This window comes from Reichenbachiella sp. MALMAid0571, from assembly GCF_040151475.1.
Lineage (GTDB): Bacteria > Bacteroidota > Bacteroidia > Cytophagales > Cyclobacteriaceae > CAXBNB01.
Window position 1 is genome coordinate 60436 of sequence record NZ_JBDKWG010000104.1, and the last position, 21741, is coordinate 82176.

The window sequence follows — 21741 nt, forward strand, 5'->3', positions numbered from 1 at the left end:
AGTTTAGTCATTTTCCACCTAACTCATTAGGATTAAATTCGTTGAGTTTTTTGGTAATGACCAATTTTTTATTCTAATATCCTATGACTATCCGTTTTTATAAATATCAGGGCACTGGAAATGACTTTGTAATGATCGATGATCGTAACAATGAATTTCCAGATGACACCAGATATGTACAGCAGCTATGCGACCGTAGATTTGGAATTGGTGCTGATGGACTTATTCTGATCCGAAATCATCCCACCCTGGATTTTGAGATGGTTTATTTTAATGCCGACGGTAGCAAAAGCCTTTGCGGTAATGGCAGTAGGTGTGCCGTCAACTTTGCCAAACAATTGGATATTATAGGAAACGAAACAAGTTTTCTCACAATTGATGGTGAATATCGTGCAACGATTGACAATAATAATATAGTGCATCTTAATATGCGAAATATAGAGGGGTTGTCACAGAAGAATGAGGCATATTTTTTAGATAATGGATCACCACATCACATTATTTTTACTACAAATAATTCCCAAACTGATGTGTATAATGATGGAAAAACAATCCGTGAAAGTGATGAATATAAGCCCAATGGTACAAATGTCAATTTTGTTGAAATTCTGGGTAGTAACGCAATTGACGTGCGCACATTCGAGCGAGGAGTGGAAAATGAAACATTATCTTGTGGTACTGGTGTGACAGCCTCCTGTCTGGCAGCTTCTCAAAAAGGCATTCAAAGTCCCATAAGTGTGAAAACAAAAGGTGGAAACTTATCCGTGAAATTTAAGAAGACTGAAAATGGAACATTTGAAAATATATGGCTTTCAGGACCAGCCAAACTTGTGTTTTCCGGTCAAATAGACCTTCTGTAAGTATTCTGTCAAGTGGTAACGCATTTTGATAGAAGAATTGTTCATTTGAATCAGGCAAATCATTCAATTATTTCTATAGTAAGCCGTTAAATAAAGAACTCATTTATCCTACTACTTACTATTTGTGCTACATAAACTGACATTACTTTTTTTGCCTTTTACACAAATACCATTGTGTGTATGTCAGGTTACTAATGATAATATAGAAAACAGAATAGAACTTTTACCTAACAATACACTTACTTCTAAAGCAGAAGGCTGCACTGTACAATGGCAATGTGTTGATGAAAGCCTGACGGGAAAAGAAATTGAATACCATAATGACCAATGGTTTTATTTCAATACAGGTTCTTTAGATAATTATTTTCTAAATATTTCAAATCAACGTTGTAGAGATCTTCGAGGGGTTCAACTAGTAGTCATTGACGGAGAACCTTGCAAACCAGAAACGTATAACATTGTCTCATGTGTTTCACTAGCTACTCAAGATGATATTTTTATTGAGTTACAATATTTAAAAACGGAATATTCCTATTTGATATAGATGGTTACCTCCATGACTACTACTCTTTTGACATAACCTTAAGTGACAAACCAAATGGCCTTCCGGTTGAAATTGACACAACCAATACAATAGGCTTCACCTCCAATGCCGAAGCAATAACCATCAGGTGGCAAATTTCTCAAAAAAGCGACCATGAATTCAGTAAGTATCAAATTTTTAGAAAAGCTAAAAATGAAAATAAACACTTGTTCATTGATGAACTAGAACATGAACGAGACACTTATGGTCACTTCAAAGCAGACTATAGTTATATAGATACTCTGGAGACTCCAGGACTTTACCATTACAAAGTGGTAGCCATATCCTCTGAAGGAAGAATGAAATTATTAGGGGAATTAGATGCCACCTATCAAAGTAGCTACTCGACTTCTGATAAAATCAAATTGGTATTAACGTCAAAAACAAAAACCACATTCAAAATCCTGATCTATGACGAAAAAAGTGGATTGCAGTTACTATCAGAAATTGTAGAAGTAAATGATAATTTGAAAGGAATCAATTATTTTAAAGTAATCTACTACGATGTTAATGAATTCAAAAAATTTGGATTCCGACGCTTCAGAGTAGTATCTATTGATCAAAATACTAAAGGCTGGTTTACTTGAGATGATCCATCCTAAGAAAGATTTTTTAGAACAATCAACTCTTTAGGTGTAAGAAACCTCCACTTTCCACGAGGTAAATCCTTTTTGGTAAGTGGGCCATACATGGTTCTGTCTAGCTTGATCACTTCATATCCCACATGCTCAAAAATTCTTCTTACGATCCGGTTTTTACCAACATGAATTTCTAGTCCCAGGGTTTTCTTATCCGAACTAAGAATTGCAATATCATCTATTTTTACTTCTCCGTCTTCCAGTTGAATTGGTTGTTGTAATTTCTCGAAATCAAGTTTGACGATAGGCTTGTCTAGTTCGACCTGATATATTTTTTTTATTTGATAAGATGGATGCGTGAGTTTTTCGGTGAGGGCTCCATCATTAGTGAAAAGTAAAATTCCTGTCGTGTTTCTATCCAACCTTCCAACCGGAAATATTCTTTCCTGACATGCTTTTTCTACCAAATCCATAACGGTTCGTCTATTATGGGTGTCTTCCATTGTAGTAATAAAATCCTTTGGTTTGTTTAAAAGCACATAAACAAATTTTTCGGGACGAATTAACTTGTTGTCATAACTCACTTTGTCGGTTTTTTGAACCTGATATCCCATTTCAGAAATTGTCTCGCCATTTACTTTAATTTGCCCTGATTTGATTAGCTCATCAGCATCCCGACGAGAGCAAACTCCAGAATTGGCAATGTATTTATTCAATCGAATAGGGAATGTATTTCCTGTTGGAGGAATTTTTGCACTACTTTTAACAGGATTTCGTCTTTTTCTTTCCATAAAATTAATTCAAACAAAGTTACTCCATTTTTTCAGGGTATCTCAATATTTTCAGTCGAACTAATCTATCGAATATTAAATGCTCTGGTTAGTATTAATAAGTGATTAATTAAGCCTTGGTTCTAGCCCTCATGTTCTCCTATCGTATTTTCATTTTCAAGAAATTCTTTTGGCAATGGAAGGTCTTTTAGATCATTGATCCCAAAATAATCCATAAAAACACTGCTGGTACCATAAATAGTTGGCCTGCCAATGGTTTCAGCTTTACCGCGAATTTCTATCAATTCTTTTTCTAAAAGTTTGTGCATGGCATAGTCACAGTTCACCCCACGAATTTGTTCAACCTCGGATTTGGTAACTGGTTGTTTGTAAGCAACAATAGCCAAGGTTTCCAGAGAGGAATTAGAGAGCCTTTTTTTGGATTGTTGTTTGAGTAATATGCTAATACTACTTTGATAAGCAGGTTTGGTTAAGAATTGATATCCACCGCCACTTCTAATCGGTTCAAAAGAGTATTCGTCTTTTTTGTATTTTTCCTCAAGCTTTACGATTGCTTGTTCTATATCTTCAATGGGAACTTCCGCTTCAAACATTTCAGAGAGACAATTTTTTATCTCTTCCGCTTTTATCGGCTTTTGAGAGCAAAATATTAAAGCTTCTATGTGGTTAACGAGGTAATCCAATTATTTGCCTTGTTTAAGCTTAGACGCTATAGACATGGTAGTATGCGGAACTGCTCTGAGCCTTTCTTTGCTTATTAAGTTTCCGGATTCTGAACAAATGCCATAAGTTCCATTTTTGATCCTTATTAAAGCATTTTCAAGATTTTTGATAAATTTTTGCTGTCTGGCTGCTAGTTGGTTTAAGCTTTCTTTTTCGGCAGTATCTGCACCATCTTCCAATGTTTTTACATTTCCAAAAGTGCTGTCAGTACCAGTATCTCCAGTCTTTGTTATTGATTCTTTGATATATCTTAGCTCAGAATGAGCTTTTTCTAACTTTTCATTTATTAGTTGCTCAAACTCTTTGAGTTCCTCATCAGAATACCTGGTTTTTTCCACTTTATCCATAATTTTAAATAGTATGGTGAATACGAAGTGCTAATGTAAATCATGAGTATCAAAATTAAAATTAAATTGACCAGCAAAATATTATCTTAATTATTTGTAGGTTCAAGTATGAAGTACAAGATTAGCCGAGTTTTTTAACCAAATTTTGGTTTTCACGTTTTTACAAAATCTAAAAAAGGTTTGTCTCAGTAAAACTTCCCAAAATGCATCCAATATTAAGTATATCCAGGCTTTCCAAATCTTATAACAGTGGGTCAAAACAACTCAGGGTACTTGATGATATTTCTTTTGAACTGGAACACGGTAAAACCATCTCTATTGTAGGACCATCCGGAAGCGGAAAAACCACGCTACTGGGTCTTTGTGCCGGGCTGGATAAGGCAGACGAAGGTGATGTACTGATACAAAATATTAAACTAAATACCCTGTCGGAAGACCAGCGAGCCCAGGTTAGAAATCAACATGTTGGTTTTGTATTTCAAAACTTTCAATTGATCCCAACATTGACAGCACTGGAAAATGTAATGGTACCAGTAGAATTGAGAGGAGAAAAAAATGCTCTTGGCACTGCTATTAGTCTTCTGGAAAAGGTAGGATTGGCAGATCGGGCAGACCATTATCCCAACCAACTTTCTGGCGGAGAACAGCAGCGTATAGCTATTGCCAGAGCTTTTTCAAACAAACCTGATATACTCTTTGCTGATGAACCTACAGGAAATCTGGACGAGGAAACCGGACAAAAAATCGAAGAATTGTTATTTGAACTAAACAAGCAAAATGGAACTGCTCTCGTTTTGGTTACTCATGATATAGAATTGGCGCAAAAAACCGACAAGATCATCAGGCTCAAAGGAGGAAAAGTTGTTGAAGAAATCCTACCCAATATAGCAAAAGTGAATCACTAATAATAACTCAATCCATTTGATAGCCAGGTATTAGTAAACCACTTTAACATCCTCATTAATTATTCTGGACAGTTCTTCAAGCTGTCCCTTTTCAAAGTATTCGTCGTGCTTTTCTAATGGCAAGGTATGAGACTTTGCCTTCATGTTGACATAATCCTGAATGAGAATGCCACTGTTTTTCCTTCTATTGATGGCTTGTCTAAATCTGGTACCACCTCCATCTGTAGAATACGAATAGGCCAGAAAATCCATAGTGAAATCATCTCTGTGAATCCAGTAGATAAACTCATCTTCATAATCCACTCCTCCTCCTTCCCGGGCAAAAGTCACTTTGATTTTATGATATGGCTTTTTGAAAATGTAGCATTCACCTAAATATTCTTTACGTACTGCCGGAGCATTTAAACCATAAGGAAGTTGAAAAAAGTACAATACGGAATTCACCGATTCAATGTATTTCTGCTCCCATTCTTCAGGCAAATCGACAATGGAATCATTAATAAACCTGGTAAGCTCAGTACTATTGTACAAAATGTCTTTTATATGATAGGACTGATCATCAAACTCACGGGTATAAGTGCTTTCACCGTTATAATTTTCTGTTGAATATTGCTTATCTCTAAATTTGAATGAAACAATTGCCTTTTCGAAGTTTTTGCCACCATGTACTTCTATTGCTTTATCAATTATTTCTTGGGGGTCTTTATCTGTAGAACATCCTACCAGAAAGACAAGCAAAACACCTAATACCTTTTTCATATATGCCTCTAAATAAAAGTTTCTTTACATTACGCTGTGAAAATTAAAAAAGTTCAGTAAAGATTACCAATAATTATCAATCATGTTTTTTGAGTCCTTAAAGCTAAATTGATCCCCTATTCCTTTAGCTTTACTTCAAAAAAATAAAACCGTCGATACAATGAAAATAGTAAAATGGACGCTTAAAATATTAGGAATATTTGTCATCCTTCTTGGAATATTATCACTTTTCCTTTTCACCACGGTTGACCGTACTCCATACAAAGAAATGGAATATTATTCTAAAACTATGAATGGACTGGCATCAGTAGATGCTACAAGTTTAAGTTCTATAGGAGACACACTAAAAGTAGGCTGGGCACAAGAAAGTTTAATTTCCAACAAAATAGGGCCTCTAGCCGGATATGGAGCCAGGCAAGGTGCCTTACACGAAGGGGTTCACGATTCTATCTGGTCAAAATCATTTGTTTTTGACAATAGCAAAAGAAAATATGCCTATGTAAGTCTCGACATGCTGATAGTGCCAATGGAAGTAACCAAACTACTCCCTCAGGCACTGGATAGTTTGGGCTTTGATATTGAAAATGTTTTTCTTACGGCTACTCACAGTCATTGTAGTATTGGTGGTTGGGGAATTGGTATAGCTGCTGAGTTATTTTCAGGTACGTATGATCCAGAAATGGTACTGTTTATAACTAAGTCTATAGCAAAGTCAATTTATAAAGCAGATCAAAACAAAGAAATATCTAAAATAGGTTACTCTAAGATTCAAATGGCCAACTATGTAAACAATCGGCTGGTTGGCGATCAGGAGGGTACCATTGACCCTTGGTTTAGATTTATCAAATTCACAAATAAATCTAATGAAACAGCACTTCTCACCGCTTTTGCAGCACATGCTACTTGTCTTCATCATAGTTTCAGACAAATCTCCGGAGATTACCCTGGCCAATTGTGCAGGTATTTGGAAATGTCCGGGAATGTGGATTTTGCTGCTTTTTCAGCAGGGGCGGTTGGAAGCATGGCACCATTGATGCCCAATCTTACCGGGTGGCCTAAGGTTGATACCTACTCCAAAAAATTATCCGAAGAAGTGTCTGTTGTTGAGAATTTTATGCCTTTACATTACGATTCAATAGTTGGAGGGCTCAATATAAATATGTACCTCAGAGAAGCGCAGTTTCGTGTTTCGCAAAACATTCGTGTTCGCCCATGGGTTTTCAAAAAGTTGTTTGGTGACGAACCTTCAAAAATTACCAGTTTGAAATTGGGCAATATTCTGTTTGTGGGTACACCATGTGATTTTTCAGGAGAGTTGGTTGAAAACCTGTCAAAAAAAGCAATGGATAAAGGACTTCACCTGATTATCACCAGCTTCAATGGTGGATACGCCGGATACATCACCAAAGACAAATGGTACGACAGAGACTCTTACGAAACCATGACCATGAATTGGTTTGGACCATACAACGGGGCTTACTTTACAGAAGTAATAGAAAAGTTAATAGAAGCTCACGCCGTTGACAGTTGATTCTAAAGCATTGTCAAAAATCTTATCCCAATATTACAAGACCATTCATCATAACTAAAATTGCCAATTGTCTATTTTGATTTAAATTGCCAGCGAATGTTTTAACAGGAACTGAATGCTGTCTCAAAAAGGCATATTAAGAATTAGTGTCATCTTAGGAGTTTTGTTTTGGTCATTGCTCTTGATCATTGACATGCTTACGCTTTTCAGTACCAGTAACAATATTGCCTTTGGGTTGCCAGACTATGTCAGCAAAATATTGTTGTCATTATTCGTCCTGTCTCTCCTCCTTTTTTATCGATTCAATATTGGCAAAGCCGAAAGTGTCAACTTTGTGGATATGCTCTGGCGTGTGTTTGTCACGGGACTTTTAGCTACCATAGTATCCTTAGGTATCGAATTCTTATTTACCATTTTTGGTTCCAATAAGTTTGCCACCAATCCACTGATTGTCAACTTCTTTTACCACATTATTCTTGGGTTGGTACTGGCTTTCCTTGTCTCTAGCTTTATCGTATGGAAAAGGCTGATTTTGTATCAAAAATCAAAATCATTATTATCTGCATGGCAAATTTATGAATATGCTCTCATGGCCACTTTGGCATTTGATCTATTCGGAAGCGAACGAACAGACCCCATTTTTATTGGTGTCTATGTTGTTCTTCTTATCATTGGGTTGGTACTTTCTTTCAATTTGAAATGGATAGCTTATCTAAATTTCAAACAAAAGTGGAAGAGTATATTGTTTATCGTTTTAGTAATCATTTACCTGTGGTATTTTTTCAAAACACTCATGTTCTTTTCAGAAAGAACCACTCTGGTAAGGGATTTACTCGAAAGCTCGTTTTCGCTTTCCTTGTTTTCTTTTATACTGTTGTACAGTTGCATATCGGTTTTAGTTATTCTGTTCAATCTTCCCACCACTTCTGTTTTTGAGAAAAAACTGGAAGAAGCAGTTAATTTCCAGCGTTTGAGTCAATCGATTCCAGCGGGAGAAAGTGAAGAAAAAGTATATGAAATACTATTGGACAGTGCTGCAAGTGCTGTTTATTCAGATGCTGCCTGGCTTGAAATAGATGATGAAAAAGAAGGTGTACACATTACCCTCACCCACAATCTTGATAAAAGCAAAATACCTGAAATCAAAAAAGCAACCAAAAGTAGCACGTTCAAGAAAATACTAAATTCTGATTTTGACCGCAATCCAAAAAGTCAAAAATTGTCTGCCAAAATAAAAGACATACAGTTTAGCTCTATTTTGCTTTATCCGGTATCGGTTAAAAATGAAAAGATAGGAAGTCTCGCCCTTCTCAAAGAAGTAGATGACGGATTCAACAAAGAAATGATTGATATTATTGACACCTTTGTCAATCAGGCCAGCATTTCGATCGAAAACTTCAGACTGCTAAATGAAGCCATAAAAACCGAACGGTATAAGGAAGAATTAAATATTGCAACCAAAGTTCAAAACAGTCTTTTACCTGACAAAATCGAACAAAATACTGCCTACAATATTGTCGCTTTTACACGGGCTGCCGATGAGGTCGGAGGAGACTATTATGACACTTACAATCTCGACGAAAACCGAACCGTACTAATCATTGGCGATGTATCAGGAAAAGGGACATCAGCAGCCTTTCACATGGCTCAAATGAAGGGAGTTTTTCAAAGTCTGGTACAATTAGACCTCAACCCCAAGGAGTTTATGGTTCATGCCAATAGTGCTTTGAGCAGGTGCTTGGAAAAGACATCCTTTATTACAGTCTCCTATTTCATAATAGATAAAGAATCAAAAAAAGTAAGTTTTGCAAGGGCCGGACATTGTCCAACATTGCATTATAATGCCGAAAAAAAGGAAACAAGGTATTTTAAAAATAAAGGTCTTGGTCTTGGTATTTTGAGAAACTCTAACTTCCACAAATACGTACAAGTGAACGAGTTTGGTTATAATGCAGGTGACATCATTATACTATATACAGATGGAATTACCGAAGCATGCAACGGACAAAAAGAACAATTCGGGTATGACAGACTACAGACCTCATTAATCAAACACGCAACCTCGAAACCTGAAAGCATTCAGGAAGGAATAATCAACGACCTTTATGAATTTTGTGGAAATAAGTCTCTGGGGGACGATTATACCCTTTTAATAGTGAAGTTTAATTAATCAAAAATGATAGATATAAAAACCAATACGGAGAATGGCATGCTTGAGCTCGCAATATCAGGAGAAGTAGATGCCTCTTCGTCCATACATTTGGATAATGCCCTCAATGAGGCACTGTCGGTGCATAAAAAAATACTCGTCGATTTATCAGGACTGGATTATATATCATCTGCCGGACTAGGTGTCTTCATGTCTTACTTACAACAATTGGAAAAAGAAAACATTCAACTGGTTGTATTTGGAATGAAAGAAAAAGTGTTTGAAGTATTTCAGATTTTAGGACTGGATCAATTGTTAACTATTACGGATACCAAAGTTGCTGCTTTAGTTAAAATAGAAAATGCATAAGTTTAAAACATCGTGTAAAAGAGAAAAACTGAGAGAAATTCGGGAATTTATTTCCAATGCTCTCAAAGAAATTGGTTTTTCTGAAAACGAGGCACATAAAGTGATCCTGGCAGTCGATGAAGTTTGTGCCAATTTGATCATTCACTCCAACAAGTGTAACCCTACAGAAAATCTTGAAATTTATGTAGAAGACAACAAACAAGGCGTTGTTACCTTTGACATTGTAGATTATGGTATAGGCTTTAACTACAGCAACTACAAAGAACCCAATCTGGAAGAAATCGTCAGAAAAAGGAAAAAAGGTGGTTTAGGCATTATGCTAGTAAAAAGCATTATGGATTCAGTCGAGTTTTCTCAGGAAAAAAACAAGAATGTCTGCCGATTGATGAAAAAATTTCAGTGCAAAAAATAATCAATTCAATTCACTACTTTTGCCCTCAACAATCACTCGCCCATTACAACAACACCATTTATGCACAAAACCATTTCGCTTAATAAGGTCATTGCACTATTGACATTTTTTTTGATTACTGTCCATTTAACACTGGGAAACCCAAAAAAATCAAAAGAAAAATACCTCTTTAAGCTAGGTGACAAGGAATACTACGAAGATGAATTCAGATACTACTTTTTTAAAAACAACAACAATCTTTCCAAAGATAGTGTCCGGTACAAAGTAGAAGAATACCTGGAATTGTATATCAAATTCAGACTCAAAGTGCAAGAAGCATTAGCCCTGAAAAGGGACAAAGACCCTGAATTCACTAAAGAATTTAATGGTTATAAAAGCCAGTTAGCTCAGCCTTATTTAATGGAATCCAAGATCACAGAATCATTGGTTTTAGAAACTTATGAGCGAATGAAAGAGGAAAGATCTGCTTCACACATTCTACTCAAGGTGAGTAAAGATGCTTTACCAGAAGATACCCTAAAAGTATATAACCGCCTTTTAGACTTAAAGAAAAAAATTGGCAAAGGTGAAAATTTTGACACGTTGGCTTTTCAATATTCTGAAGACCCTTCAGCTAAATCCAACTATGGGAATTTAGGGTTCTTTTCTGCCATGCAAATGGTATATCCATTTGAAGAAGCTACCTTCAAGACACCTGTTGGTCAACTGGCAGGCCCAATCAGAACTCAGTTTGGTTACCACCTAATCCACGTAAAAGATAAAAGACCAGCCATAGGGAAAATACAAGTAGCACACATTATGATCCGTTCAAAAGATGACAGCCTAACGGATCCAGCTTTAAAAAAGGCTCAATCGATATATGAAAAACTACAAACCGGAGAAGATTGGGACACCCTGTGCAAACTCCACTCAGAAGATTTCAACACGAGTAAAAAAGGTGGTGCTTTAAATTGGTTCGGCACTGGTAATATTGTTAAAGAATTTGAAGATGCTGCTTTTTCTTTGGATACAATCGGCAGCATTTCTAAGCCCGTGAGAACGCAATTTGGCTGGCACATCATCAAACTATTGGGCAAAAAAGGATTAGAGCCTTTTGAAAAAATAAAACCTCAACTTGAAAACACCCTGTCTCGTGATGCTCGCTCTCAGGTCAAAAAAGAAAAGGCAATCGCAGCTATCAAAAGCCAACACAGTTTCACCCTAAATCAGAACAATAAAAAACTTGCATTCGCTAAATTAGATTCGAGCCTGTTGAAAGGAAAATGGCACTACGATAGCCTCTCAACAGAAAACAAACTGATTTTATTCACTTTGAAGGGCGAAGCTACACCTGTTGGCGATTTTTTAAAATATGTAAATGATCATCAGAGAAAACGGACAGAAACAAATCTTTTGAGTTATGTAACTGAACTATACAACCGATTTGAAGAAAAAAGCATTTTTGATTTTGAAGAAGAACATCTTGCAAAAACGAATTTTGATTATAAGATGATCTTGGAGGAATACAGAAGTGGTATTTTGTTGTTTAGCCTCATGGAAGAGATGGTATGGGAAAAAGCCGTAAAAGATTCAATTGGTCAAAAAATGTTTTATGAAAACAACAAAGAAAAATACCATATCAAAGAAAATGCGGAAGTGAGGTTTTTTAGTTCAGAAAAAGAAGAGGTAATCACAAAAGCGAAAACGTTTTTAGATAAAACGAAAAAAGAAATTGACAGTGCTTTCAATGTAAATGAACCCTTAACTTTACAACTTTCGGAAAGGGTGGTTGAAAAGGGTGAAGATAAGCTAGTGGACATGTTTTGGACAGAAGGGGTTCATAAGCATGCGGAGAACGGAAGGTACTATCTGATTTATGTGAAAAAAATAAACCCCGAAGGAGTCAAACCTTTTGAAAACACAAGAGGCATGGTTATTTCAGGATATCAGGATAAATTGGAAAGCGACTGGATAAAAGAATTGAAGTCTAAATATCCGGTAAAAGTGAACAAAGGAATTTTGAAGAAAATAATTTCTAAAATTGAAAAAGAGGTTTAAAATACTATTTATCGGATTGGTATTTTTGTCATCTTGCGATCTGCTGGACAAGTGGACTACTCAAGCTGACGAAAACAAGGTGGTAGATTCTAAACCTATAGCCAGGGTAAATGACATTTATCTTTATGAAAAAGACATAAAAGGACTTGTACCCAACTCTATTGCTAATGGAGATAGTGCCAATATTATAGCCCAATACATAGATTCCTGGATCAAAAAGCAATTGATGATATCGAAAGCTTCACGGGAAATAGAATTCAACAAAGCTGATATCGAAAGAAAAGTACTCGACTACAGGTATGCACTGATGGCACATGACTTTGAAAAATATTTCATCAACAAAAATCTGGACAAAGAAGTCTCGGCAGAAGAGATAGAAGAATATTACAAGGAAAAATTCGAGAATTTTGTCTTGAGAAAAAACATCGTGAGGTGCTTATTTGCAAAAATTCCCAAACAGGCACCACAAATAAATACTTTCCGAAACCAGATAAGATCATTCCCTAAATCAAACATAGAAGAGATTCAATCCTATTGTTATAGATTTGCGACCAAATCATCTTTGGAAGCTGATCTTTGGTTAAATTTTGATGAAGTGATCTCAAACACTCCACTGGCAAACATTCAGGATAGAGTGACTTTTTTGAAGAATAATAGTTTTAATGAGACGTCTGATGAAGAATATTATTACTACATCAGACTGCTGGAGTATAAAATTTCAAACCAAATATCACCGTTGGAATTTATTAGAGATGACATTGAAAGCATACTAATCAATAAGAAAAAAGTGCAGTTGAGAAAAATATTGGAAGACGAAGTGTATAAAGAAGCTAAAGAGAAAAATGAATTTGCGATATATTAAAATAAAAACTTTCCTTACATCTATTCTGATCATATTGACACTGGGATCATCTATGGCTCAAACTGAGCAGGGTGTATTGATAGATAAAATTGTAGCCAAAGTAGATGACTACATTATCTTAAAATCTGAATTGGAAAAAGCCTATTTGGATTTTCTATCCAGAGGACAGGTTTCTCAGGGCAATGCCAAATGCCAAATGATGGAAACACTTGTGATCAACAAACTGATGGTAGCGAAAGCAGAAATCGACTCTGTGGAAGTAACCCCTGATCAGGTAAACCAAAACCTGGAGCAAAGAATATCTTATATCGTTTCCCAAATCGGATCAGTGCAGGCTCTTGAAGAATACTATGGAAAAACTATGGATCAGTTCAGACAAGAAATGTTTGATCAAATCAAGGAACAACTAGTTGTACAAAAAATGCAGGGGGAAATTACTACAGACGTAAAAGTAACTCCTGCAGAAGTCAAGAGATTTTTCAACAAAATCCCAAGAGACAGTTTGCCTTTCTTTTCAAGTGAAGTAGCTATCGCCCAGATTGTCAAAAAGCCCGAAATCAATAAAGCTCAAAAGGAAAAAGTAAAGAAACAACTCAATGAGATCAGGGATCAGATTTTGGCCGGAGGGAGTTTTAGTGATTTGGCTAAGAAATATTCAATGGATCCGGGATCTGGTTCAAAAGGTGGAAAATTAGGATTTTTCAAACGAGGGGAGTTGGCTCCTGAATATGAAGCAACCGCTTTGAGTCTGGAGCCTGGAGAAATATCACTCCCTGTTGAAACGCAATTTGGCTTTCACATCATTCAGCTGGTAGAAAGGTTGGGAAATACGTTCAACACCAATCATATTCTGATCATTCCAAGTTCATCCAGTACTGACATGGATGATGCCAGAAAATACCTTGATAGCCTGCGTACAGTCATCAATCTGGATAGCATCTCCTTCGAAAAAGCAGCAAAGGAATATTCGGACGATCAGACGACAGCAGGTAGCGGAGGCTTCTTTCTGGACGCTACTGGTGCTTCCAGAGTATCTGTAGAAGAACTCGATCCTGTTATATTCTTTACCATTGACACCATGCAAATCAACACCATCACCAAACCGATGGACTTCAGAATGGAAGATGGAACAGATGCCGTAAGGATACTATACTACAAAGAAAAAATATCACCACATCAGGCAAGCTTACTAGACGATTATCAAAAAATAAGGTCAGCTACTTTGGCCAGCAAACGCAACGAAATACTCTCAAATTGGTTTAAGGAAGCTAAAGGTGATGTATATATACACCTTGAACCCGAATATGAGTATTGTGATATTTTAAAAGACTGATCTTCAAAAAAACAATTCCAATTTTATGAGTGCATATAGCAATGAAGTTGAAGCTGCAGATGGCTTAAAGCAAGCTTATTCAAAACTAAAAACTGAAATATCCAAAGTTATAATAGGGCAGGACAAAGTAGTGCAACTGCTCCTCACATCTATTTTCTGCGAGGGGCATTCCCTACTTGTGGGTGTTCCTGGTTTGGCTAAAACATTATTGATCAGAACAATAGCTGAAGCATTGCACTTAGATTTCAATAGGATTCAATTCACTCCTGACCTAATGCCGTCAGACATACTAGGAGCAGAAACTCTGGATAAAGACAGAAATTTCAAATTTATCAAAGGGCCAATATTTTCTAATATCATTCTTGCAGATGAAATCAACCGTACACCCCCAAAAACACAGGCTGCACTATTAGAATCTATGCAGGAATATTCGGTAACCATAGCCGGAGAGCATCGACCTTTGCAAAAACCCTTTTTCGTATTGGCTACACAAAACCCAATAGAGCAAGAAGGAACCTATCCTCTTCCGGAAGCCCAGCTTGACCGTTTTATGTTTATGATTACACTTGATTATCCGTCTTTTGAATCGGAAGTAGAAATCATAAAAAAAACTACCGGAGAAGCAGGAGAAAAGGTAAAACAAATATTGACAGGAGGAGAAATCATAGAATTTCAGAATCTCATCCAGAAAGTACCTGTAGCAGACAATGTCGTAGAATATGCAGTAGGCCTTGTACACAAAACACGTCCTGCATCCGAAAAAACTTCGGAAATGGCAAAAAATTATTTGGAATGGGGAGCCGGACCAAGAGCATCTCAATACCTGATTAAAGGTGCCAAATGCAACGCCCTGATCAATGGAAAATATTCTCCGGATATCGAAGATGTTCAGGCTCTGGCCAAATCTGTCCTTAGCCATAGAATAGTGAGAAACTTTAAAGCTGAAGCTGAAGGTGTGACCGTTGATAAAATTATTGAGAGTATTCTATAAACTAAAAAGTAAGTCAGACTTTCACCTCTTTTTCCCTGCTGCACCTTTTTAATGGCATCCTTATGTGAATCCGGGAGTACCCTTTCCTTTCGAGTTAATTACAATTTTATATTTCCTCCCTTTTTCTAAAATTGGACATGAATTTCTCATTTTGAGAAATATTTCATATTTACGATTTTCATACATAGTTGTTAATCAATGATTTAACAACTAAAATCATTGATGGCATATCGTTGGCAACCATGGTTGACAATAGAAATTGTTAAATCTTAAAATAAAATGAATATCATGAAAAATTTAAAATTGTCAATCAAAATTTTAGGCGTTGTATTAATGGCCGGGCTTTTCGCCTGTAACGACGGAGACGACCCATCATTTAAAGGAAGGGCGAATGTAAAAGCAACTGATGCCGCAGTTGATGCAGAAAATGTAAGCGCAGTGTATTTATCAGTGAGTGAAATTCAGGCCACTGCCAATGGTCAGACCAAAACAGTAGTTTCGTTTAATACTCCTAAGAAATTTAATATCATGGCGTACCAAAATGGGGCAACCTACTTAGTAGGAGATGGAGAACTTGATGCAGGATCATACTCTGACCTTAGATTCATTACTTCAGGAGGATCAGATTCATATATAGAATTTGATGACGGATCTACTGAAAACCTTGTGATAGAAAATGGAACAACCACAGGATACAGAATTCAGGGAGCATTCGAGATTGCAACCAATACTACTACAGATCTTGTGGCTGACATAGACTTGCGAAAAGCTTTAGTAGCTACATCTGACGGATCTTTCAAGTTGAGATCAACTGCCAGAGTGGTAGCAGAGGATAATACTGGCAAAATTGAAGGAACCGTTTCACAGTCTGCTGAAGCTTCGGAGCGAATGGTGGTGTATGCTTATGAAAGTGGTACTTTCAGTGCATCAGAAGAAAACGCACCTGCAGACGGCAACACCAGATACGAAGGTTCTATCAACTCAGCCATTGTTTCTGAAAACGGATCATATACTCTGGCCTTTATGGAAGAAGGAGATTATGAGATAATAGTTGCCAAATATACCAATCAGGACGATGATGAGGATATGGAATTTGAGGGAAGACTTAATTCTTCGATAATGATCAATGGTTCTCTGTTCAATAAAATCAGCGTAACCAGCAATACCACCATATCAGCCAATCTATTAATAAATTAACAAAATTAAACCATTTAAGAAGGGGCTTTTAGCCCCTTTTTTATTATCTATGGATAAATATTTCTACAATACCACTAAGATAAAAAGGTTGAGAAGAACATTGTATCCTTACCTGTTGAGTGGATCCCTTCTGATCCTGATCCTCGGTGCTACTGTCATCGGCTATTTCGCATATCAAAATTTCAACAACATTATTGTTGCCCTGGAAGAGGAGGTAAAACCCAATGGAGATTTGGTCATTCTCAATGACATTTCCACTGAATTGGAAAATGTAGAAAACGCTCTGGAAGGATTCGTTCTCAATGAGGATGCAGAATATATGAAAAACTTTCAGACAGGTATTCAAAATGCCATTTTATTGCTGGATTCATTAAAAACCAGAAATACCGATGCATTGTTTTTATCCTATACCGATTCGCTCCATTTTTTGATTCAGAACAAAAGCCGGATACTTACAGAAGTATCCAAACTGGATTATCAATTACTAGAAAACACTTTCGCAGATGTGGAGCAACAAGTAGTACAAAAAGAATCGACAATTGTAGTCGAGAATGACCTGCCAGAAAAGAAAAAAGGATTTTTGAACAAAATTTTTGGCAAAAAAAAGGCAAAAAAAAGTATAGAGACTCAGCCCCAATCTTTTGCTCAAAAGCCCATTGATTCTGTTGTAAATAAAGTAAAAACACAGATTTACAATCAAAGGAAAAAAGAAATAAGCCTGTATGAGGATCACCAGAATATAGATGCCAGCCTAACTTCACTCATCTCCAGAATGGAATCCTGGCAAATTCACAGGATCAAAGTTCTGGCCGCAATAGCACAAAATCAGGCAAAACTTACGAACCGCTACATTGTGATTTTCAGTGTAGTAGCTCCCATTATTCTTTTGGCCACTCTGCTAATTTTAATCATATACGTCTCCCGAACCAGAAAACACCAGCAGCTCCTCAAATCTGCGAAAGAAAATGCCATCAAACTTGCCAAAGAAAAAGAACAATTTCTGGCAAATATGAGTCATGAAATCAGAACTCCCATGAACGCAATTGTTGGTTTTTCAAGGCTTCTTCAAAAAACAGAGCTTAACCCAAGCCAACAAGAGCAGCTCAGCATCATTACTAAATCGTCTGATCATCTCATACATATTCTCAACGACATACTTGATTTTACCAAGCTTCAGTCGGGCAAAATAAATCTTGAAGAAAAAGTATTTGATCCGGCTCTGGTCATTAAAGAAATCGTTCAGCTTTTGAGCCATAAGGCAAAAGAAAAAGGACTAATACTAACAACCAACCTATCGGACTTACCTGAATACATAAAAGGAGACCCTTTTAGGCTCAAACAAATATTGCTTAACCTCATCTTCAACAGCATCAAATTTACCGAACAGGGTAATGTAACCATTAATGCCAAGACAATAACTAAAAAGGGTTCTACGCACATTCAATTGGATGTAATAGACACAGGTATTGGCATTCCGAAAGAAAAGCAATCAAAAATATTTGAAGATTTTGAGCAAGTAAGCCAAAACGACATGCAAACAGGTACAGGTTTGGGACTCTCAATCACAAAAAAACTGGTAAACCTTCATAATGGTAAAATAAGTCTTAAAAGCAAAGAGGGTAGTGGAACTACCTTTAGTGTAAAGCTGGTATATAAACTCGCAGAAAATGAAAATACTACTACGAAGAGCAATGATAGCAGCCATCAGTATGACATTTCAGGATTCCACATGCTTATAGCAGACGATGAAGCCTTTAACAGAAAACTGTTGGCTGTAATCCTATCTGAACAAGGTATTACTTTCGACGAGGCTGAAAATGGAGATGAAACCTATAAACTACTCAATGAAAAAAAATACGATATAGTGCTTTTGGATTTTCGTATGCCTAAAATGAATGGCCCTGAAATAACAGAAAAAATCAGAGCAGAGAAGAAATTAAACTCCGAAATACCAATCATTGGACTTACAGCAACTGTATCAGATCAAGACATGCTCCTGGCCAAAAAATCAGGAATCAATCATGTCCTTAGAAAACCTTTTGATACCGAAGAGTTACTCACATTAATAGAAAAAGAGCTAGCTGAAAAGCCAAAAAAAATAGAATCCGAATCAGAAAGTATTCCTGAATTTAATTTAGAATCTTTGGGAAGAATGGGCGATGAAACATTTGTCAAAGAAATGGTAGAAACGTTCATAAATAGCACCACTCAAAATCTTGATTGCCTAAATAAGGAAATTGAACATCAAAACTGGGGGAAAACCGCAGACATCATTCACAAAATGATTGCCCCGACCAGACATTTTAAGGCCAAAAGCCTGGTCAGTTTACTCAAAAAAAATGAGATGTCTGCCAGATTCGGCAAACCCATTGATAAACAGGAGCGAGAAAAAATCAATCAGGAATTACTTTCCCTTGTTGCTTCCCTTCAGCTATATTTACGGCAAACGTAGATTAAATGAGCGAGAAGGCATTCAAAATATTCGTTGTTGAGGATGACGAATGGTATAGAAAATTGTTGGCACATACACTTAGCCTTAATCCTGATCACGAAGTGCATACTTACGAGAACGGAAAGTCTCTGCTTGCTGCCCTGAATCAAAAGCCTGACTTGATTACACTCGATTTCAGGCTACCTGATTATTTGGGATCCGATTTATTTGATAAAATAAAATCTTCTAATCCGGATGTGGAAATCATCATTATTTCTGAACAGCAAGACATAGAGACGGCCGTGAGCTTGTTAAAAAAAGGAGCTTACGATTACCTCACCAAAACTGATGACATTCGTGACCGTCTGATCCATGTGCTCAATCAACTCGGAAAGAGCAAAAAACTAAAGCAAAGGGTAGAATCTCTGGAACAGGAAGTTGAAAAAAAATATGATTTCCAATCAACTTTTATAGGACAAAGTAGTGGACTGAAGAAGGTTTTTAAGCTCATTGAAAAAGCCACTTCCACCAATATCAATGTAATGATTACAGGTGAAACGGGTACGGGTAAAGAAGTGGTGGCCAAAGCCATACATTACAACAGTAAGCTAAAGAAAAAACCTTTTGTGCCAGTAAATATGAGTGCCATACCAAAGGACTTAGTGGAAAGTGAGCTTTTCGGACATGAGAAAGGAGCTTTTACCGGAGCTACCGAAAAACATATTGGAAAATTTGAACAGGCACACGAAGGAACACTATTTCTTGATGAAATAGCAGAAATGGATATTTCACTCCAGGCTAAGTTGCTAAGGGCACTACAGGAAAAGGAAATCAACAGAGTTGGTGGTAAAGGATCAATTAAGGTTAACTGTCGGGTGGTTGTAGCTACTCATAAAAACCTGCTCGAAGAAATAAAAACTGGTAATTTTAGAGAAGACCTCTATTATCGTTTGTTTGGATTGCCTATTGAATTGCCTCCACTTCGGGAAAGAGATAAAGACATAGTGTTATTGGCAAAACATTTTGTAACGTCATTTGCCAGAGAAAACAATCAACAACCTAAAACCTTTGCCAAACAAACCCTTCAAAAACTTTTAAGCTATCCATTTCCAGGCAATATCCGGGAATTAAAATCTATAGTAGAACTGGCTATGGTCATGGCAGATGGACAGGAAATACAACCGGATGATCTCACGTTTACTCAAAAAGATGTAGTGTCCGAAATATTCTCAGATGAGCTGACTATGAAAGAGTATCAACTCAAAATTATTTCTCTCTATTTGAAGCAATACAATGACGACATCAAGCTGGTAGCCGACAAACTGGACATTGGTCAATCCACCATATATCGAATACTCAAGGAAAATTCCATCTCATAATAGTAGCGATTTTCTCATTTTTAGAAAAAAATCAATCAGAGCTTTTTTGTAATCAATTGATTTAAAGCCGACTACAAAAGTGGATTAAGAATTGGGATATCATGATCAAATAATATAGAGTCAAATTTGGAAATCCAGTCAGTCCATCAGGCAGGAATTCCATATAAAACCAAAAGATCATGAAACATACAAAAATTATCATTACTACTTTATTGCTACTGTCTGCCAGCCTCATTCAGGCTCAAACACTCCGAACAGGCACTACCTACGAAACAGCCATTGGAGTAAGAGGGCTGGGAACTTCAGGACTTACTATCAAACATTTTACGAGCTCATCTACTGCCATTCACGGAATTATTGGGTTCTATCCCAATGCTTTCTCGGTTTCTGTATTAGGAGAAAAATACATCCCTGCATTTGATGTAGCAGGATTGAAATGGTACTACGGTCTGGGAGGTCACTTAGCCACTCAATCCGATTGGGGTAGAAATGAAGGACTCTATAGAAGAGAAACTTCAGCATTTGGTTTAGGCGTTGATGGCATATTTGGAATAGAATATAAAATAGACAAAACTCCGATAGCAGTGAGTCTGGATTTTAAACCTTTTTTCGAAATAGCCACAGATGGCAATGCGTTTATGGCTTTAGATCCAGGATTGGGAATCAAAGTAACGTTTTAACCGATAGCTTCAGGGCGTACTGCATCAGGTAGAGGTTTAATTTTAAACACTACTTTATTCCCGGTAAATATTTATTCCTTTTCAAGGGTGAGTATTTATCGGGATTTTTTTTAAGTTAAAGATTCTTCCTAGCCGTCATAAGCGAAGATTTTTGTCTCTATTTTAGTATCTACTCATCCACAGTTATCTACATAAGTTTACCTTGTCTAACCCTGTCAATTCTTTGAGGCAGGGGTATAATTGCTCGGACATTTTCTAATCCGTTTACTGACAGGTGTTTATTTGTTATACTTTATATAATAAATATGAATCTTTTCGTATATTTGTTATATTAAATAGAACAAATTAATATGGAAAAGAAACATATTGGAGAATTGGAGGAGTTAGTTTTACTTCTCATTGTCATGCTCAAGGAAGACGCCTACGGTTTGTCTATCCGAAAATCACTCCAAGAACAAGCTAACCGAACAGTCACAATCGGAGCAGTGCACGGTACACTCAACAGATTAGAAAGCAAAGGGTTTGTGGAATCTAATCTGGGAGGAGCCACCGAATCAAGAGGAGGTAGGCGCAAAAGACTTTTCACTCTTACAGCCTCGGGCAAGAAGGTGCTACAAAAAAGTCGTGATGTAAAAGTGAATCTATGGAGCCAGATTCCGGAATTGTCTATAAATAAAATTTGAACCTAGGAGTCTGTCGGACTTAATAAACCACCCAATTATTTATATCTTGGGGCATGATATCATTTATTGGAGCGGATAGAGAACAAGTTTCTTTTATGCCACATGACCTTAACGATTGGCTACCTGAAGATCACTTGGCAA

Annotated in this window: 21 protein-coding genes; 17 read left to right on the plus strand and 4 right to left on the minus strand. The window is 36.7% G+C overall.

The window, feature by feature from the left end:
- Positions 1–83 precede the first annotated feature (83 nt).
- The 3 genes from dapF to AAOP42_RS05190 all read left to right on the plus strand — a co-directional run bounded on the left by dapF (position 84) and on the right by AAOP42_RS05190 (position 2030).
- Complete coding sequence (gene dapF, locus AAOP42_RS05180; protein WP_349527398.1) at positions 84–860, plus strand: diaminopimelate epimerase; 777 nt, start codon at positions 84–86, stop codon at positions 858–860.
- A gap of 151 nt (positions 861–1011) precedes the next feature.
- Positions 1012–1404: a hypothetical protein gene (locus AAOP42_RS05185; protein ID WP_349527399.1), complete on the plus strand. Its 393-nt coding sequence runs from the start codon at positions 1012–1014 to the stop codon at positions 1402–1404.
- A 206-nt stretch (positions 1405–1610) separates the two neighbouring features.
- The gene (locus AAOP42_RS05190) at positions 1611–2030 is read left to right on the plus strand and encodes a hypothetical protein (protein WP_349527400.1); all 420 of its coding nucleotides are present in this window, start codon (positions 1611–1613) and stop codon (positions 2028–2030) included.
- Between the two features lie 11 nt (positions 2031–2041).
- Here the strand turns inward: AAOP42_RS05190 and AAOP42_RS05195 are convergent, their stop codons facing one another.
- The 3 genes from AAOP42_RS05195 to AAOP42_RS05205 form a co-directional block, all read right to left on the minus strand.
- A complete protein-coding gene (locus AAOP42_RS05195) occupies positions 2042–2812 on the minus strand; it encodes a pseudouridine synthase (RefSeq protein WP_349527401.1) in 771 nt (256 codons plus the stop codon).
- 122 nt (positions 2813–2934) lie between these two features.
- Complete coding sequence (gene scpB, locus AAOP42_RS05200) at positions 2935–3495, minus strand: SMC-Scp complex subunit ScpB (RefSeq protein ID WP_349527402.1); 561 nt, start codon at positions 3493–3495, stop codon at positions 2935–2937.
- On the minus strand, positions 3496–3882 hold the full coding sequence (locus AAOP42_RS05205) for a TraR/DksA family transcriptional regulator (RefSeq protein ID WP_349527403.1): 387 nt from the start codon (positions 3880–3882) through the stop codon (positions 3496–3498).
- A gap of 203 nt (positions 3883–4085) precedes the next feature.
- On the opposite strand from AAOP42_RS05205, the gene AAOP42_RS05210 reads away from it, so the two are divergent.
- Positions 4086–4787 (plus strand): ABC transporter ATP-binding protein, encoded by a 702-nt coding sequence (locus tag AAOP42_RS05210; RefSeq protein ID WP_349527404.1) that lies wholly within the window; start codon positions 4086–4088, stop codon positions 4785–4787.
- A 30-nt stretch (positions 4788–4817) separates the two neighbouring features.
- On the opposite strand, the gene AAOP42_RS05215 is transcribed toward AAOP42_RS05210, so the two are convergent.
- Positions 4818–5546: a DUF6503 family protein gene (locus tag AAOP42_RS05215; RefSeq protein ID WP_349527405.1), complete on the minus strand. Its 729-nt coding sequence runs from the start codon at positions 5544–5546 to the stop codon at positions 4818–4820.
- 160 nt (positions 5547–5706) lie between these two features.
- Between AAOP42_RS05215 and AAOP42_RS05220 the strand changes: the two genes are divergently transcribed.
- The 13 genes from AAOP42_RS05220 to AAOP42_RS05280 all read left to right on the plus strand — a co-directional run bounded on the left by AAOP42_RS05220 (position 5707) and on the right by AAOP42_RS05280 (position 21600).
- Positions 5707–7077 (plus strand): neutral/alkaline non-lysosomal ceramidase N-terminal domain-containing protein, encoded by a 1371-nt coding sequence (locus AAOP42_RS05220; protein ID WP_349527406.1) that lies wholly within the window; start codon positions 5707–5709, stop codon positions 7075–7077.
- Positions 7078–7192: 115 nt separating this feature from the next.
- Positions 7193–9247: a GAF domain-containing SpoIIE family protein phosphatase gene (locus AAOP42_RS05225; protein ID WP_349527407.1), complete on the plus strand. Its 2055-nt coding sequence runs from the start codon at positions 7193–7195 to the stop codon at positions 9245–9247.
- A gap of 6 nt (positions 9248–9253) precedes the next feature.
- A complete protein-coding gene (locus AAOP42_RS05230) occupies positions 9254–9595 on the plus strand; it encodes an STAS domain-containing protein (RefSeq protein WP_349527408.1) in 342 nt (113 codons plus the stop codon).
- Positions 9588–10007 (plus strand): ATP-binding protein, encoded by a 420-nt coding sequence (locus tag AAOP42_RS05235; protein ID WP_349527409.1) that lies wholly within the window; start codon positions 9588–9590, stop codon positions 10005–10007. The genes AAOP42_RS05230 and AAOP42_RS05235 overlap by 8 nt, the downstream gene beginning before the upstream one ends.
- A 60-nt stretch (positions 10008–10067) precedes the next feature.
- Complete coding sequence (locus AAOP42_RS05240) at positions 10068–12044, plus strand: peptidylprolyl isomerase (RefSeq protein ID WP_349527410.1); 1977 nt, start codon at positions 10068–10070, stop codon at positions 12042–12044.
- Positions 12028–12906, plus strand: a complete 879-nt coding sequence (locus AAOP42_RS05245; RefSeq protein WP_349527411.1) for a peptidyl-prolyl cis-trans isomerase — start codon at positions 12028–12030, stop codon at positions 12904–12906. The genes AAOP42_RS05240 and AAOP42_RS05245 overlap by 17 nt, the downstream gene beginning before the upstream one ends.
- Positions 12887–14239 carry a peptidylprolyl isomerase gene (locus AAOP42_RS05250; protein ID WP_349527412.1) on the plus strand — a complete coding sequence of 451 codons (1353 nt, stop codon included), beginning with the start codon at positions 12887–12889 and terminating at the stop codon, positions 14237–14239. The genes AAOP42_RS05245 and AAOP42_RS05250 overlap by 20 nt, the downstream gene beginning before the upstream one ends.
- Positions 14240–14264: 25 nt before the next feature.
- Entirely contained in the window at positions 14265–15230 is a 966-nt protein-coding gene (locus tag AAOP42_RS05255; RefSeq protein ID WP_349527413.1) for an AAA family ATPase, read from the plus strand.
- A 288-nt stretch (positions 15231–15518) separates the two neighbouring features.
- The gene (locus tag AAOP42_RS05260; protein WP_349527414.1) at positions 15519–16427 is read left to right on the plus strand and encodes a DUF4382 domain-containing protein; all 909 of its coding nucleotides are present in this window, start codon (positions 15519–15521) and stop codon (positions 16425–16427) included.
- A gap of 49 nt (positions 16428–16476) precedes the next feature.
- The gene (locus AAOP42_RS05265; protein ID WP_349527415.1) at positions 16477–18879 is read left to right on the plus strand and encodes an ATP-binding protein; all 2403 of its coding nucleotides are present in this window, start codon (positions 16477–16479) and stop codon (positions 18877–18879) included.
- Between the two features lie 5 nt (positions 18880–18884).
- Complete coding sequence (locus tag AAOP42_RS05270; protein ID WP_349527416.1) at positions 18885–20237, plus strand: sigma-54-dependent transcriptional regulator; 1353 nt, start codon at positions 18885–18887, stop codon at positions 20235–20237.
- Between the two features lie 179 nt (positions 20238–20416).
- Positions 20417–20917 (plus strand): hypothetical protein, encoded by a 501-nt coding sequence (locus AAOP42_RS05275; RefSeq protein ID WP_349527417.1) that lies wholly within the window; start codon positions 20417–20419, stop codon positions 20915–20917.
- Positions 20918–21267: 350 nt separating this feature from the next.
- Positions 21268–21600: a PadR family transcriptional regulator gene (locus AAOP42_RS05280; protein ID WP_349527418.1), complete on the plus strand. Its 333-nt coding sequence runs from the start codon at positions 21268–21270 to the stop codon at positions 21598–21600.
- Positions 21601–21741 lie beyond the last annotated feature (141 nt).